The sequence below is a fragment of the Streptomyces sp. NPDC006368 genome (assembly GCF_040612535.1).
In the GTDB taxonomy this organism is placed as follows: domain Bacteria; phylum Actinomycetota; class Actinomycetes; order Streptomycetales; family Streptomycetaceae; genus Streptomyces.
The window spans coordinates 111,637-125,934 of the sequence record NZ_JBEXQK010000011.1 but is presented as its reverse complement, the minus strand read 5'-3'; the positions used below and the strand labels follow the sequence as shown (position 1 = coordinate 125,934).

The 14,298-nt window shown below is 71.8% G+C and carries 13 protein-coding genes, 2 tRNA genes and 1 pseudogene; 7 read left to right on the top strand and 9 right to left on the bottom strand.

The window, feature by feature from the left end; translation table 11 throughout:
* Window positions 1–51 precede the first annotated feature (51 nt).
* The 3 genes from ABZZ38_RS12045 to ABZZ38_RS12035 form a co-directional block, all read right to left on the bottom strand.
* The gene (locus ABZZ38_RS12045) at window positions 52–1,746 is read right to left on the bottom strand and encodes a glycosyl hydrolase family 18 protein (protein ID WP_356738418.1); all 1,695 of its coding nucleotides are present in this window, start codon (window positions 1,744–1,746) and stop codon (window positions 52–54) included.
* Window positions 1,747–1,990: 244 nt separating this feature from the next.
* The gene (locus ABZZ38_RS12040) at window positions 1,991–3,133 is read right to left on the bottom strand and encodes an LLM class flavin-dependent oxidoreductase (RefSeq protein WP_356738468.1); all 1,143 of its coding nucleotides are present in this window, start codon (window positions 3,131–3,133) and stop codon (window positions 1,991–1,993) included.
* Between the two features lie 75 nt (window positions 3,134–3,208).
* Window positions 3,209–3,928, bottom strand: a complete 720-nt coding sequence (locus ABZZ38_RS12035) for a decarboxylase (protein ID WP_356738416.1) — start codon at window positions 3,926–3,928, stop codon at window positions 3,209–3,211.
* A 195-nt stretch (window positions 3,929–4,123) separates the two neighbouring features.
* On the opposite strand from ABZZ38_RS12035, the gene ehuB reads away from it, so the two are divergent.
* The 6 genes from ehuB to ABZZ38_RS12005 all read left to right on the top strand — a co-directional run bounded on the left by ehuB (window position 4,124) and on the right by ABZZ38_RS12005 (window position 8,119).
* Window positions 4,124–4,999, top strand: coding sequence for an ectoine/hydroxyectoine ABC transporter substrate-binding protein EhuB (gene ehuB / locus ABZZ38_RS12030; protein WP_356738414.1), 876 nt, complete (start codon window positions 4,124–4,126; stop codon window positions 4,997–4,999).
* A complete protein-coding gene (gene ehuC, locus ABZZ38_RS12025) occupies window positions 4,996–5,655 on the top strand; it encodes an ectoine/hydroxyectoine ABC transporter permease subunit EhuC (RefSeq protein ID WP_356738412.1) in 660 nt (219 codons plus the stop codon). The genes ehuB and ehuC overlap by 4 nt, the downstream gene beginning before the upstream one ends.
* Window positions 5,652–6,302: an ectoine/hydroxyectoine ABC transporter permease subunit EhuD gene (gene ehuD, locus ABZZ38_RS12020; RefSeq protein WP_356738410.1), complete on the top strand. Its 651-nt coding sequence runs from the start codon at window positions 5,652–5,654 to the stop codon at window positions 6,300–6,302. Before ehuC ends, ehuD begins: the two co-directional genes overlap by 4 nt.
* Window positions 6,292–7,044, top strand: coding sequence for an ectoine/hydroxyectoine ABC transporter ATP-binding protein EhuA (ehuA, locus tag ABZZ38_RS12015; RefSeq protein ID WP_356738408.1), 753 nt, complete (start codon window positions 6,292–6,294; stop codon window positions 7,042–7,044). The genes ehuD and ehuA overlap by 11 nt, the downstream gene beginning before the upstream one ends.
* A 167-nt stretch (window positions 7,045–7,211) precedes the next feature.
* The gene (locus ABZZ38_RS12010) at window positions 7,212–7,970 is read left to right on the top strand and encodes an IclR family transcriptional regulator C-terminal domain-containing protein (RefSeq protein ID WP_356738406.1); all 759 of its coding nucleotides are present in this window, start codon (window positions 7,212–7,214) and stop codon (window positions 7,968–7,970) included.
* Window positions 7,971–8,045: 75 nt separating this feature from the next.
* Window positions 8,046–8,119, top strand: a tRNA-Lys gene (locus tag ABZZ38_RS12005).
* A 72-nt stretch (window positions 8,120–8,191) separates the two neighbouring features.
* Here the strand turns inward: ABZZ38_RS12005 and ABZZ38_RS12000 are convergent.
* The 3 genes and pseudogenes from ABZZ38_RS12000 to ABZZ38_RS11990 form a co-directional block, all read right to left on the bottom strand.
* Window positions 8,192–8,782, bottom strand: a complete 591-nt coding sequence (locus ABZZ38_RS12000; RefSeq protein ID WP_356738404.1) for a lytic polysaccharide monooxygenase auxiliary activity family 9 protein — start codon at window positions 8,780–8,782, stop codon at window positions 8,192–8,194.
* 140 nt (window positions 8,783–8,922) lie between these two features.
* A pseudogene (locus ABZZ38_RS11995) lies at window positions 8,923–10,035 on the bottom strand (SPFH domain-containing protein); the annotation flags it as partial.
* A gap of 137 nt (window positions 10,036–10,172) precedes the next feature.
* Window positions 10,173–11,510 carry a peptidoglycan-binding protein gene (locus tag ABZZ38_RS11990; protein ID WP_356738466.1) on the bottom strand — a complete coding sequence of 446 codons (1,338 nt, stop codon included), beginning with the start codon at window positions 11,508–11,510 and terminating at the stop codon, window positions 10,173–10,175.
* 201 nt (window positions 11,511–11,711) lie between these two features.
* On the opposite strand from ABZZ38_RS11990, the gene ABZZ38_RS11985 reads away from it, so the two are divergent.
* Window positions 11,712–11,785 (top strand) — tRNA-Lys (locus ABZZ38_RS11985).
* A 295-nt stretch (window positions 11,786–12,080) separates the two neighbouring features.
* Here ABZZ38_RS11985 and ABZZ38_RS11980 read toward each other — a convergent pair.
* The 3 genes from ABZZ38_RS11980 to ABZZ38_RS11970 all read right to left on the bottom strand — a co-directional run bounded on the left by ABZZ38_RS11980 (window position 12,081) and on the right by ABZZ38_RS11970 (window position 14,273).
* Window positions 12,081–12,743, bottom strand: a complete 663-nt coding sequence (locus ABZZ38_RS11980) for a class F sortase (protein ID WP_356738402.1) — start codon at window positions 12,741–12,743, stop codon at window positions 12,081–12,083.
* Window positions 12,744–12,748: 5 nt separating this feature from the next.
* Window positions 12,749–13,381, bottom strand: coding sequence for a hypothetical protein (locus ABZZ38_RS11975; RefSeq protein WP_356738400.1), 633 nt, complete (start codon window positions 13,379–13,381; stop codon window positions 12,749–12,751).
* Window positions 13,382–13,493: 112 nt separating this feature from the next.
* The gene (locus ABZZ38_RS11970) at window positions 13,494–14,273 is read right to left on the bottom strand and encodes an HAD-IIA family hydrolase (RefSeq protein ID WP_356738398.1); all 780 of its coding nucleotides are present in this window, start codon (window positions 14,271–14,273) and stop codon (window positions 13,494–13,496) included.
* Window positions 14,274–14,298: the final 25 nt, after the last annotated feature.

Below are 14,298 nucleotides of genomic sequence, written 5' to 3'. Positions count from 1 at the left end.
GGGGCGGTGGTGTGGGGGGTGGCGCGCGGGGTCAGGCTCCAAAGGTGCGGGTCAGCAGGCGCCGAGGTCCTGCCACACGCCCCACTCGCCGGTGGTGCCGGGCTCCTCGCCCTTCGTCCACCACTTGGCCTTCCAGGTGCGGCCCTTGTGGGAGACCTGCGCGCCGCCGCCGTACTCGGTGGCCGACGACCAGGCCGCCGCCGCACAGCCGGAGGGCGTGGGGGTGGGAGTGGGGGTCGGGGTCGGGGTGGGAGTCGGGGTGGGGGTGGGGGTCGGCGTGGGGGTCGGGTTCGTCGGGGAGGAGCCGACCGCCGTCACGATGTGGTTCAGCAGCGTGGTGTTCGCGTCCAGTCCGAGCAGCGAGTACATCATCGCGCCGGCCAGGCCCCGGCTGCGGGCGTAGTCCGCGCGGGCCTGGATCGCCCGCTTGTCGAGGCCGGTGAAGAACTCGCCGTCCTTGTAGAAGTACGACGCCTTCGCCTCGTCGTCCCAGAACGTCGTCGCCGGGTTGTCGACGATGCCGCCGAGCTCCTTGTAGTGCGCGATGCCGGCCTGCTGGCTGACCGGGCGGGCGGCGGAGGCGCCGGTGGCGCTGCCCCCGAGGCCGTTCTTCGTCCCGGCCGGGACGCCCTTCCAGCCGCGGTAGTAGAACTCGTACCCGAGCGTCAGCTTGCCGGCGGGGAACCCGCCCGCGATGCCGTAGGCGGGCTTGCCGTCGATCCAGGAGTCGATGGCGTTGTCGATCGAGTACTTCTCGGTGCCCGGCTTGACGGGGTCGGTCGGGTCCGAGGCCGGGGAGTACAGCGGGGACTGGTGGTACGCGGGCCCGTCGGCGTCCCAGGCGCCGTGCATGTCGTACGTCATGATGTTCGCGTAGTCGAGGTACGCGCCGATCTTGTCCGTCTCGATGTGCTTGATCTTGTCCTGGCCGGCCGGGAGGGCAGCGGTCAGCAGGTACTTCTTGCCGCCGTGCGCCGCGCCGTACGCGTCGAGCTGCTTGCGGAACTCGGCGAGCAGCAGGGTGAAGTTCTGCTTGTCCTCGGGGCCGTAGTGGTTGCCGAGGTGGCCGTCGGGCGAGCCCGGGTACTCCCAGTCGATGTCGATGCCGTCGAAGACGCCGGCGGCGGTGCCGGGGCCGCCGTAACCGCCCTCGACCGGCAGGTCGCCCTGGATGTACTGCTTGATGCAGGACGAGACCAGCTTCTTGCGGCTCGCGTCCGTCTTCGCCGCGTCGTGGAAGTACTTGGAGTACGTCCAGCCGCCGAGCGAGATGTTGATCTTCAGGTGGGGGTGCTTCGCCTTCAGCTCCTTGAACTGGTTGAAGACGCCCACGATGGGCTGGTCCCACTTGTCCGCGACCCCGTCGACGCTGTCGGCCGCGGCGAAGGAGCGCTGGTAGTCGGCGTACGAATCGCCCGCGCCGTCACCGGCGTTGGGGTTGGCGTCATCGCCCGCGGCCTTGTTCGCCATGAAGCAGGTGAGGTCGGTGGGGTGGATGTTGCCGAAGGAGTAGTTGATGACGTCCAGCTTGGCCGCGATGCCCCGGGTGTCGAGGTGCTTGGGGTAAAACGCGTTGCCGTAGACGCTCCACTGGTCGTAGTACGCGATCTTCACCCCGCCGGAGGAGGGCGTGGCGGCGGCTGCCGCCGAGGCCGTGCCGGCGGCCGGAGCGGCGAACGCCGTCAGCGCGCCGGCGGCGAGCACCGCTCCGGTGAGCGCGGCGATGAGGGGTTTACGGGGGTGCACGTGCGGCCTCCGAGGGGGATGCGCGGTACGGGAGTGGGAGAAGAGATAGCCGTCGCGCGCGCGCCGCGTCAATGGTCCGAACCAAACGAGGACTAGACCATTTCGTGGACGAAAGACCTCGTCAGAGCAGTGTGCGGGTAAGGGAAAACCGCTCGCACCGGTGGTGACGAGCGGTTTAAGGCTCCCTTAGGGATCTTGTGCGGCCGTTCCCGAGGAGAAACCAACCGTCCTCGCGACCGCCGCCCTACTCCGTCGGCGCGCCTGCGCCCTCATCCCCGCCCGGGAGGTCGTAGGCGTCCGCGATGAGCGCAAAGCTGCGCAGCCGGGCCTCGGCGCCGTGCGCGTTCGACGTGATCATCAGCTCGTCCGCGCCCGTGCGCTTCCGCAGTCCGTCCAGCCCCTCCCGGACCGCGTCCGGGGTGCCGTGGATCACGTTCGACAGCCAGCTGTCGACGAACTCGCGCTCGGCCGGGGTGAACGGGTACGCCTCGGCCTCCTCCGGCGACGGGATGAGACCCGGGCGGCCGGTGCGCAGCCGGAGCATGGACAGCGCGCCCGTCAGGACCTGGCGCCGCGCCTCCTTCTCGTCCTCCGAGGCGAAGGCCTGGACGCCGATGAGCGCGTACGGCGCGTCCAGCACCGCCGAGGGGCGGAAGGAGTCCCGGTAGAGATCGAGCGCCGGGATCGTGTTGTGCGCCGAGAAGTGGTGCGCGAACGCGAACGGCAGGCCGAGCGCTCCGGCGAGCCGGGCGCTGAAGCCGGAGGAGCCGAGCAGCCAGATCGGCGGCCGGCCCGTCGGCCCCTGCACCGGGCCCGGCACTGCGTGGATGCGCGCGTACGGGTGGCCGTCGGGGAAGTCGTCGTCCAGGAAGCGCACGAGCTCGGCAAGCTGCTGCGGGAACTCGTCGGCGCCCTCCTGGAGCCGTTCCGTGCGGCGCAGCGCGGCGGCGGTGGGGCCGTCCGTGCCGGGGGCGCGGCCCAGGCCGAGGTCGACACGGCCCGGGGCCATGGCCTCCAGGGTGCCGAACTGCTCGGCGATGACGAGGGGGGCGTGGTTGGGCAGCATGACGCCGCCGGAGCCGAGCCGGATGCGGTCGGTGTGGGCGGCGAGGTGGGCGAGGATCACGGCCGGGGACGACGAGGCGACGCCGGGCATGGAGTGGTGCTCGGCGACCCAGTGGCGGTGGTAGCCGCGCCGCTCGGCCAGCCGGGCGAGGGCCACGCTGGTGGACAGGGCCTGGGTGGCGGTGCGGCCGGTGCCGACCGTCACCAGGTCGAGTACGGAGAGGGGGACGGGCGCGGTGCCGAGCGCCGTGCCGCGGATCTCGTCCGTCGCACCCGTCTTGTCGCGCGCGTCCGCGCCTCGCGAGTCGTCCGTGCCTCGTATCGCGTCGTCGTTCACCGGTGGGCCCTCCTGCGCATGTGCATACATTCCGCACCGACAACAGGAGGAGCACTCCGGTTATTCCTCGCCGGCGAAGAGCCTGCCCAGCTCCGTCGACCGCGCGCCCCGGCGCTCGGCCAGCCGCAGCCCCTCCCACACCGTCACCTGGTTCGCCGTCAGCACCGGCTTGCCGACCGCGGCCTCCAGCTCCGGCAGGAACGCCACCGTGTGCAGCGCGGTGTCCGGCACCAACACCGCCTCGGCCTGCGGGTGGTCGCCCGCCCGCACCAGCTCCAGCACGCGCTCGCGCCCCCACCGCGCGACCTCGGCCGATGTCACGATGCCGCTCGACCGGGCGCCGACGACCTCCACCCCGGCCGCCGCGAGGAACCGTACGAACTGTTCCGTGACGTCCGGCGGATAAGTGGCGGCCACCGAGACCCGCGTCACGCCCAGCGCCTGCGCCGCGTGCGCGAACGCGAACGCCGTGCTCGACGCCGGAAGCCCGGCCGCCGCCGCCAGGGCGCGGATCTGCTCGTGGGCGCCCTCCCAGCCGTACACGAAGGAGCCACTGGTGCACGCCCACACCACGGACTCCGCGCCGGACAGCCGAAGCTGCTCGACTCCGACGGCGAGCCGTTCGCTGGAGCCCATCTCCTGGAGCGGGTCGACGCGGTGCGCGTCCTCCCCCAGGTCGGTGTGGACCATCGGGCAGTTGAGGCCCGTGATCAGCGCCTCGATACGGGAATAGTCGTCCTCCGCGGAGTGCCCGGGGTAGAGCAGTCCGACCGTCGTCATGTCTCGCCCTCCTGTGGGTCAGCAGCCGTCCGGATGTGCCCGCGCGGCGATGGGCCCGCCCCGGGACGGCTGCCCCGGCTGCCCCGGGATAGTCCTCCGCCGGACGAGGGGATACGGCTCCGGGGACATGGCCGGCCGACGGTCACGGGCCGACCCGTACGCATACCCGGACACGAGTCGGGTAGCCGCGCGCCCATGGCTCGAACAGTTCGTCGACACGGAACACAGCCGATACGGCGGCGCACCCTCCTCCTGGGTTCGGCCGCCGCGCTGGGGGTGGCCGGCTGCAGCCGGGTCGCGTCCGGCGACTCCCTCGACCGGCTCAGATCCCAGGGCACCGTCCGGCTCGGCATCGCCGGCGAGGTCCCCTACGGATACGTCGACGAGCGGGGCGAGTTCACCGGCGAGGCGCCCGAACTGGCCAAGGTCGTCTTCCGGCGGCTGGGCGTCGACCGCGTCCAGCCCGTCGCCACCGACTTCGGCTCTCTCATCCCCGGCCTCAACTCCCAGCAGTTCGACGTCGTCGCGGCCGGGATGTACATCAACAAGGAGCGCTGCGCGCAGGTCATCTTCTCCGACCCCGAGTACCGGATGCTCGACGCCTTCGTCGTCCGCAAGGGCAATCCTGAGAACCTCCGCTCGTACGAGGACGTGGTCCGCTCCGGGGCCCGGCTCGCCAGCGCCACCGGATACGCGCAGATCGACTTCGCCCTGGCCGCCGGGTACCCCCGGGACGCGCTGGTCATTCTCCAGGACCAGGTCGCCGGGCTGAACGCCGTCGAGTCCGGCCGCGTCGACGCCTTCGCGTCCACCGCGCTCACCGCCCGCCTGGTGGTGAAGACCAGCGACAGGGCCGAGGCGACGGAGCCGTTCGCCGCCGTCGTCGACGGCGAGGAGCGGATCGACGGCGGCGGTTTCGCCTTCCGGCCCACCGACCGGGACCTGCGCGACGCCTTCACCGCCGAGATCAACAAAATGCGCGGGAGCGGCGAGCTCTTCCGCATCATGCGCCGGTTCGGCTTCACGCAGGCCGAGATGACCACGCTCACCGCCGAGGAGCTGTGCCGATGACCGCCGGACTCTGGCAGAACTGGGTACTGCCCGGCATCTGGACCACCCTCCAACTGCTCGTCCACAGCGCGGTGCTCGGCGCGCTCGTCGCCTTCTCCGTCGGCATCGCCCGGACCCACCGCTCCCTGTTCGTGCGCTTCCTGGCGGGCGCGTACACGGAGATCTTCCGGGGCACGTCGGCGCTGATCCTGATGTTCTGGCTGTTCTTCGTGGTGCCGCCGCTGCTGGGCTGGCAGCTGGTGCCGATGTGGGCGGCCGTCCTGGCGCTCGGTCTGTCGTACGGGGCGTACGGCGCCGAGGTCGTCCGCGGCGCCCTGCGCGCCGTACCACCGGCGCAGCGCGAGGCGGGGGTGGCGCTCAGCTTCACGCCCTGGCAGCGGATGCGGCTGATCGTGCTGCCGCAGGCCGTGCCCGAGATGATCCCCAGCTTCTGCAATCTGCTCGTCGAGCTCCTGAAGGGCACGGCGCTGGTGTCGCTGCTCGGGGTCGGGGACGTGTCCTTCGCCGCCTACCTGGTGCGCCTGGCGACCCAGGAGAGCGCGCAGATCTACTCCGTCATCCTGGTGATCTACTTCGTGATCGCGTTCGCCATCACCCGCTCCATGAAGGCCCTCGAACGCAGGGCCAAGGCCAACGTGGGGGTGGCCGCCCGATGAGCTGGGACTGGTCCGCCGTCGCGGACTTCATGCCGCGCTTCCGGGAGGGGCTGCTGGTCACCCTGCAGGTCCTGGTCCTCGGCTCGCTGATCTCCTTCACCCTCGGCCTGGTCTGGGCGGCCGGTTTCCGCGCGCGGAGCCGGTTCGTGCGCTGGCCCGTGCACACGGTGACCGAGTTCATCCGCAACACGCCGCTGCTGGTGCAGCTCTTCTTCCTCTTCTTCGTGCTGCCGGAGTGGGGCGTGCAGTTCTCCGCGCTGACCACCGGCACCCTCGCGATCGGGCTGCACTACTCGACGTACACCGCGCAGGTGTACCGGGCCGGCATCGACGCCGTACCGGCCGGGCAGTGGGAGGCGGCCACCGCCCTGTCCCTGCCCGCCCACCGCACCTGGGTCGCGGTGATCCTGCCGCAGGCGCTGCGCCGGATCGCGCCGGCGCTCGGCAACTACGTCATCGCGATGCTGAAGGACACGCCGCTGCTCGCCGGGATCAGCGTGCTGGAGCTGCTGCAGCAGTCCCGGCTGGAGAGCGCCGCGACCTTCCAGTACACCGAGCCGCTGACGGTGGTCGGTGTCGCGTTCATCCTCATCGCCTATCCGGCTTCCCTTCTCGTACGAGCCCTGGAGCGCCGCCTTGTCCGCTGACCCCCGCACCGAACTCATCCGCTTCGAGAACGTCACCAAGCGGTTCGGCGACAACACCGTCCTCGACGACCTCTGCTTCTCGGTCGAGCCGGGCAGGCACGTCACGCTCATCGGGCCGTCCGGGTCCGGCAAGACCACGATCCTTCGGCTGCTGATGACGCTGGAGAAGCCGGACGCGGGCACGATCGAGGTCGACGGTGGCCGGCTCTTCCCGGCCGACGAGAGGCAGCGCCGCGAGGTGCGCAAGAAGATCGGGATGGTCTTCCAGCAGTTCAACCTCTTCCCCAACATGTCGGTGCTGCGCAATGTGACCGAGGCGCCGGTGCGGGTGCTGGGCCTGGGGAAGGACGAGGCCGAGCAGCGCGGCCGGGAGCTGCTGGACCTGGTGGGGCTCGCCGACAAGTGCGACGCCGGGCCCTCGCAGCTCTCGGGCGGCCAGCAGCAGCGGGTGGCGATCGCGCGGGCGCTGGCGATGCGGCCGCGGGTGCTGCTGCTGGACGAGGTGACGTCGGCGCTCGACCCGGAGCTGGTGGCCGGGGTGCTGGACCTGCTGCGGGACATCGCCCGCAGCACGGACATCACCATGCTCTGCGTCACCCATGAGATGAGCTTCGCCCGCGACATCTCGGACGAGGTGTTCATGTTCGACTCGGGCAAGGTGATCGAGTCCGGGCCCCCGGCCAAAATCTTCACCGACCCGGAGAACGAACGGACGCGCGATTTCCTCGGCGCGGTGCTCTGACCTCGGGCTCCACCCGTTAAGTGTGCCAATGGCATATGTCAGAGGTCCCCGTCCCAGCATATGCGCCCGGGACGGGGCACCTTTCTTGTCAACGGGGCCCTCTGAAAGGGTTCTTGGCGGCTATCGTGGTACAGAAGCATGCGGTCACAACCTGGTAGGGGGAAACCGTGGCGCTGAAGCCCGAGCCGACCGCGCCGTTCCACTCGGTGCAATACGCCCTGCGCGTTCTCGAAACGATCTCCCGGCACGGTGGCGGCGTCACCGACGTCCAGATCGCACGCGAGACCGGACTCCCGGCGGGCCACCTGGCCCCGATGCTCCTCATGCTGCGCCGCGAGGGGTACGTGGAGCAGGTCTCCGACGGCGCGTACGTGGTCGGTGACTCCCTCGTCCTGCTGGGCTCGGGCGCCACCCGCCGCGAAGCCCTGGAGACCAAGCTCCAGGAGACCCTGACCGAGCTGCGCGACACGGTCGGCGCCGCCGTCTACATCAGCCGGTACATCGACGGCGAGGTCAAGATCACGCAGATGGCCGACGGACCGCACACGCCCAAGGTCAACGAATGGGTCGACTTCCGCTCCGCGGCGCACGCCAGCGCGGTCGGCAAGTGCCTGCTGACGCAGCTCGACCAGAACGGCCGCAGGGACCACCTCTCCCGCCACAAGATCGCGCGGCTCACGTCGCGGACGATCACCAGCGAGAAGGTGCTGTTCTCCAAGCTGGACAGCCAGCCGCCCACCGTCCCGGTGCTGGACCTCCAGGAGTACGCCGTGGGCACGGTCTGCGCGGCGGTGCCGCTGACGGCCGGATCGGCCGTCGGTTGCCTGGCGCTGTCCCTGCCGATCGAGCACGCGCACCGGCTGCGCTCGGCGGCCGACGCGCTGAACCGGCGGGCGGCTCCGGTGGTGCTCTCCCTGGCGCTTTAAACCTCTTGTGACCCACCTCACGGGTTTGCGGTCAGGAGCACCCCTCGGACCAGGTAGTATTAAGTCTGTCAGCACGCGCCGCTAGCTCAGTTGGTTAGAGCAGCTGACTCTTAATCAGCGGGTCCGGGGTTCGAGTCCCTGGCGGCGCACAGACGAGAAGGAAGCCCCTCGCGCAAGCGGGGGGCTTCCTTCGTTCACCCGTCGGCAGCCCTCGCCTTCCGTCAGAACTGGACGTCGGAGCAGGCGTAGAAGGCGTTCGCCGTGTCCGCGACCGTCCAGACGGCCAGGATGAGGTGCTTGCCCGTCTTGCCGCTGGGGATCGTCCCGGAGTGCGTGAGCGTGGACGGCGGCTGCTGGGCGTTGTACGGGACGGTCAGGAAGGGCTGGGAGTCGAGGGCCGCCCGGGTCAGGGGCTTGGTGCTGTCCCAGCCGTTCTTGGTGATGTAGTACCTGAAATCGGTCGTGCGGTGCCGGGCGGTGAACTGCCAGCGGAAGGTGTAGCTCTGGCCGCCCGTCACCCTGGTGGCCGGCCAGGTGCCGCCCCGGGGGTCGTCGAGCTGCGCGAACGGGGCGTTGCCGCCGGCGCAGATGCGGCCGTCCGCCGGACCGCCGGACGGGAAGCCCTTGGGGCCCTCGACCGACTGCGGCTCCCACTGGATGTTGCCGCAGTTGGTGACCGTGCCGTTGGCGCAGAGCTTCTGGCGGCTGATGGGCGAGTCGGTGTAGCCGTGGCTGCTGGCGCTGCTGGTGGCCAGGAGGGAGGCCCCGGCCACGCCGAGGGCCACCACGGCCGTGCCTATCTTGGTTCGCATGCTGTCGCTCCAGGTGGGCGTGGGGGAAGTTCCATGAGCCGTGCTGACGCGCGCGCGGTGATGCCGTGATGCGGTGATGCGGTGATGCGGATTTTGGTAAGTACCAATGTATGGACGTCAGTTGAACATGTCCAGACCAATCACGCGCCTTCGACCGGACCGGTCCGGCCCGTGTAGAAGGCCACCGTCAGGTCCTTGACCAGCGCCTTGCGGTCGTAGTCGTCGAGTTCGACCAGACCACGCGTGGTCAGCCGGTGGACCATGTCGTCCACCGCGTCCACCACCGACGTCAGCACCATGTCCCGGTGCTTGGCGTCGATCGACGCGATCCGCCGCCGCTGCATCGCGGCCGCGATCTCCGGCGCGTACTCGATCCGCGTCGGCTGCGCCGAGAAGACGTCGAGCCCGACCGGCGCGCACTCCGCCGACAGCATCCGTGTCAGCGCGTCCCCCACCACCTCGGCGTCCCGCAGCGTCGGGGCGTCCTCGTGGAAGGCGTCGGCCGGCAGCTGCGACAGGACCCGCGCCATCGCCGCCTCCACCTGCTCGCGCAGGTACTGCTCGTGGTCCGCCACCCCGAGCGCCGCCCGCACCGTGTCCCGGATGCGCCACACCACCAGCACCACCACCCGCAGCGCGGTGCCGTTCGCGTCGACGGCGGGCAGCGGTTCGCTCCGCCAGTGCCGCAGGCGTACGTCGACCCGGCGCCGCAGCATCAGCGGGCTCACCCACACCAGCCCGGTGCGCCGGACGCTCCCCCGGTAGTCACCGAAGAGCGTCAGCACCCACGCGTACCCGACCCGCCCGCGCGCCAGCCCGCCGAACGCGAACAGCACCGCGAGCACCCCCAGCGCGAGCAGCGCCCACCAGCCGAGCGCGATGCCGTTGTACGGAGGGGACGGCAGCCGCAGCATGACGGCCACCGGCGCGGGCACCACGCCCACCCACCACAGCACCGCCGCGCATCCGGCCAGCGCGGCGACCCCCACGGCCACCCCGGCCCAGCCGGGCAGCACAGGACCGGGCCGCTCGACCAGGCCGGGGTCGCCGGACGGCACGGGGCGCGCCCGCACCGGCGCGGGTACGGGCGCCGGGGACGCGGGCGGGCGGGGCGCCCCCCACTCCCGTACCGCCATGACGGGGCCGCCCACCACACCGATCCCGCCCGTGGCACCGTCGTCGTCATCGTCCCGGAACAGCAGGTGGACGGGGATCGGCCCGGTCGTCTCGTTGCCGATCACCGGGACGCGCCGCCCCACCACCCCGCCCACCGCCCCGCCCTCCGGCGTCGCCGTACTCATCAGGTGCTCCTCGCCCTCGGTCACGTCATCGATCACGTCATCGGCCAGGTCATCGCTCAGCCCGTCGCCCGGCCCGTCCCCCGCGCCGCTCACCGGAACAGCCGCCGCCAGGTCTCGGGCCCCGGATAGCCGTCGGCGGCACCACCGCGCCAGCCCTGGGCGCGCTGGAACGCCTGCACGTTGCGCCGGTCGGCCTCGGTCCAGCGCGGGCCGGGGCCCGACCGGTAGTGCGCGCCGAAGCCCCGCTTCACCAGCTGCCGGCCGAGCTTCTCGACGTACGCGTTGGACTGCCCGGGCCGGAAGTGGCCGCGCCCCGGGAAGGCGGGCGCGGCGAGGCCCGGCGTGCCGCGCGGGATGTCCCGGCCCCGCCCCTTGACCAGGAGCCGCCAGGTGTCGGGCCCCGGCAGCCCGTCGGCGTCACGGCCGATCCACCCCTGCGCGCGCTGGAACGCCTGGGTGGCCTTCCGGTCGGCGTCGCTCCACCGCGGCCCGGGCCCGGAGCGGTAGAACCGTCCGCCGCCCCGCGACACCAGCATCCGGCCGAGCCGGGTGACATAGGGGTTGTTCGCGCCCGGCCCGAAGGACCCCGACCCCGGGTAGGCCGTCCAGGAGGAGCCCGCGCCGCTCGGGGACCCCGCGCTGCCCCCGGCTCCGGTGGCGGTGGTCAGACCCTTGTAGCGGTAGGCGACGTACTGGCTGGAGTCGCTCCAGTACGCCATCGGCGTGGCCTGCTTGCGGGTGTGCGGCCGGGCCTGCTCGTAGGCGAAGTAGTAGGTGTGCGTGTAGTCGGTCCAGCCGCCGAAGATCGTGACATGCGAGCCGGCGTTCGGGTCGGCCGGGTTGTGGAACAGCAGGATGTCGCCGGGCTGGAGTTCGGTGCGGCTCATACGGGTGCCGAAGCGGTCGAGGCTGCCGGTCCACTCGTTGCCCGGAAGCCCCCAGGCCATCGAGACGAAACCCGAGCAGTCCTGGCGGTAGCCGTCGCTCCAGTACTTCTCCATCGAGTACGGCACCTTCGCGGCCACCCAGCGCTTGGCCCGGTTGATGATGTCGGCCCGGGTGGAGCGGCGCAGCGACTGGACGGACACGGGTGCCTGACCGGCCGTCGGCCCGGGGCGCGGCCCTCCGTGCAGCGGACCCGTCTGCCCCTGCGGGGTGCCGGGCCCGGGGTCGTCGCGGCTGCCGGTGGGGCCCGCCGCGCCCACGGGGCCCGCCGGGTGGACGGTGCCCTGGGCTGCCGGGCCGGCGCCGAGGACCACCCCCGCCGCGGTGACCAGGACCAGGGCGCGGCGGGCGCCGTGCGCGGCGGGGTGGCCGCCCGCCCGCACGGCCAGGCCGAGGGCCCTCTCGCGCCGCTGCCGGGCGCAGCCGGCGCACGGGCAGTCGGGGGTGGGCTCGTACTCCTCGAAGACCAGGGCGGCGGCCATGCGGTTCCCCTCCACACTCGTCACGATCGTCCTCTCCTCACTGCGATACGGGCGCCAGTGTCTCAACTGTCCTCACATAACGCATTTTGACGGACCAAAGGGAAAAAACGGTCACCTGACAGGCCCGTGAGGAGCGACGAAAGGCCTGGGCCATGGTCGGGATCACCCTCGGGCGTCCGGTAGAGTTGTGCAGGTCAGCAGGCGCCGCTAGCTCAGTTGGTTAGAGCAGCTGACTCTTAATCAGCGGGTCCGGGGTTCGAGTCCCTGGCGGCGCACGCGAGACCGAGGCCCCCTCACCTGGAGTGAGGGGGCCTCGGTCGTGCCCGGCCGCCGCGCCACCGTCGCGCGGTGCGCACGCCACCGCCGCAGGGCGCGCCCGGGTGGTGCGTATGTCCGCCGGACACCCCTTTCGCCCTGACGGTCAGAGGTCGCTCCGGCCCCACCTCCGGACCTCGAAGAGCGATGCCGTCCAACGAGGCGTGGGGTGGGGGCAGTTGGGGGCGGTGACGCCCGGAACGCCCCGGTTCGCCCTGTCGGCCCGACGCGGTAGGCGTTGCCCTGACCTCGGGCTCAGCGGCTCCCCGTCAGATACGCCGAGACGACGACGTTCGCCGTATAGGCACCGGCCTCGCGGTCGAAGGTGCCGCCGCAGGTGATCAGACGGAGCTCGGCCCGGCCCGGCTGCCGCCGGCCGTACGCCTGCGCCGCGTCGAACTCGTGCCGCGTGAAGACCCGCACGTCATCGACGGTGAACTCGGCGACCGATCCGTCCGCCCGCGTCACGTCGACACGCTCGCCGGGACGGGTCGAACTGAGCCCGTAGAAGACGGCCGGCTCGCTCTCCGTGTCGACGTGGCCGACGAAGAGCGCGGCACCGTCCGCGCCCGGCCGGGCGCCGGTGCCGAACCAGCCGACGGTGTGCGGCGTCTCGTACGGGGGCGGGTCCGGGGCGCCGGTGCTGTCGAGGCCGCGGGGGACGACCGGGGCGGTGATCCCCAGCGACGGGACGTCCAGGCGGGTCGGCGCGACCGGTTTGAGCGGCGCGTGGGCGGGCGGCAGCGGCACGCCGAAGGGTCGGCCGACGGAGGCGACGTCACCGCCGGTGGGCGCCGACACGCCGCCGGCCCCGCCGGTGATCTCCTTGCCCCAGAGCCACAGACCGAGCAGGAGCAGCGCCCAGGCCACGCCGGGCAGCAGCCGACCGGTGCCGGCCGGGCGTTCCCGGGACGACATGACCGTCAGTCCGCGCCCGGGCCGGTGCGGCGACGGCGGCTGCGTGCGCTGCGGATCGCCACGGCGACGGCCGCGACACCGGCCAGGACGAGCCCGATCACGGTGTGCGGGGTGCCGGGCCCGGCCTCGTCCGCGAGGTTCGCGCCGTCGGCCACGCTCGGGGTGTCGGCGGCCAGCACGGCGGTCCCTCCGCCGCCCGCCCGGACGGGCGCGATGGGGGTGGCCGGCGCGTGGTGCGCGACGTGGAGGGTGCCGGCGGCGTGGTCCCGGCCGTCGCAGTGGACGGTGATGTCGTACGTACCGGGCGCGATGCCGGACTTCACGGTGGTGTCGCCGTGGAGGGGCTTGCCCTTGCCGTCGTGGGCGGACAGCTCGGCGTCGGTGACGAACGCCTTGGACCGGGCGTGGCCGTGGTCGCGCTTGCAGCCGGTGACGCGGACGTCGACGTCGGTGCCGGGGGCCACGATGGCGGGCAGGACCATGGCCGTCACCGTGGAGTGGGAGCCGCCGGGTTCCTCCTCCCCGGCGTAGGCCGGGGAGGCGGCCGGTGCGAGCAGCAGGGCGGGGGCGAGCAGCAGTGCGGACGCCGGCGCGAGGGCCGCCCCTGCGGCACGGAAAGCAAACAGTCCTGAACGCATCGTGAACCTCCTGGTACTCGAAGATTCACGCCTGTCGGCCGTTTTCGCATCCGGAGGGGACGGCCATTCGGCGGCACACCCGCCTGACCTGCGCCGACGCGGCGGAGTTCGCTCAGATCCGGTCGACCAGGTCGGCGATCGAGTCGACGATCGTGGAGGGCCGGAACGGATAGCGGTCCACATCGGCGGGGCCGGTCAGGCCGGTGAGGACGAGGAAGGTCTCCATGCCCGCCTCCAGCCCGGCCAGCACGTCCGTGTCCATCCGGTCGCCGATCATCGCGCTGGTCTCGGAGTGCGCGCCGATGGCGTTCAGCCCGGTCCGCATCATCAGCGGGTTCGGCTTGCCCGCGAAGTACGGGTCCTTGCCGGTGGCCTTGGTGATGAGCGCGGCGACCGAGCCGGTGGCGGGCAGCGGGCCCTCGGCGGACGGGCCGGTCTCGTCGGGGTTGGTGCAGATGAAGCGGGCGCCGCCGTTGATCAGCCGGATGGCCTTGGTGAGGGACTCGAAGCTGTACGTGCGGGTCTCGCCGAGCACCACGTAGTCGGGGTCGTGGTCGGTGAGGATGTACCCGATGTCGTGCAGCGCGGTGGTCAGGCCGGCCTCGCCGATGACGTACGCCGTGCCGCCGGGCCGTTGGTCGTCCAGGAACTGGGCGGTGGCCAGGGCGGAGGTCCAGATGTTCTCCACGGGCACGTCCAGGCCCATGCGGGCGAGCCGGGCGTGCAGGTCGCGGGCGGTGTAGATGGAGTTGTTGGTGAGGACCAGGAAGGGCCTGTCCGTATCCCGCAGCTTCTTGATGAAGGCGTCGGCGCCGGGGATCGGTACGCCCTCGTGGATGAGGACGCCGTCCATGTCGGTCAGCCAGGATTCGATCGGCTTGCGCTCTGCCATGGGGCGGGACTCCTGCCGTACAGGT

What these genes read in the sequence shown, in the direction of transcription:
- ABZZ38_RS12035 (WP_356738416.1), bottom strand. Translation starts at nt 3,928, where the DNA reads ATGACGACGGTCGGACTGCTCTACCCCGGGCACTCCGCGGAGGACGAC.
- ABZZ38_RS11990 (WP_356738466.1), bottom strand. Translation starts at nt 11,510, where the DNA reads ATGGCCGCCGCCCTGGTCTTCGAGGAGTACGAGCCCACCCCCGACTGC.
- ehuB (WP_356738414.1), top strand. Translation starts at nt 4,124, where the DNA reads ATGGCTCGAACAGTTCGTCGACACGGAACACAGCCGATACGGCGGCGC.
- ABZZ38_RS12000 (WP_356738404.1), bottom strand. Translation starts at nt 8,782, where the DNA reads ATGCGAACCAAGATAGGCACGGCCGTGGTGGCCCTCGGCGTGGCCGGG.
- ABZZ38_RS11980 (WP_356738402.1), bottom strand. Translation starts at nt 12,743, where the DNA reads ATGTCGTCCCGGGAACGCCCGGCCGGCACCGGTCGGCTGCTGCCCGGC.
- ABZZ38_RS11970 (WP_356738398.1), bottom strand. Translation starts at nt 14,273, where the DNA reads ATGGCAGAGCGCAAGCCGATCGAATCCTGGCTGACCGACATGGACGGC.
- ehuD (WP_356738410.1), top strand. Translation starts at nt 5,652, where the DNA reads ATGAGCTGGGACTGGTCCGCCGTCGCGGACTTCATGCCGCGCTTCCGG.
- ABZZ38_RS11975 (WP_356738400.1), bottom strand. Translation starts at nt 13,381, where the DNA reads ATGCGTTCAGGACTGTTTGCTTTCCGTGCCGCAGGGGCGGCCCTCGCG.
- ehuC (WP_356738412.1), top strand. Translation starts at nt 4,996, where the DNA reads ATGACCGCCGGACTCTGGCAGAACTGGGTACTGCCCGGCATCTGGACC.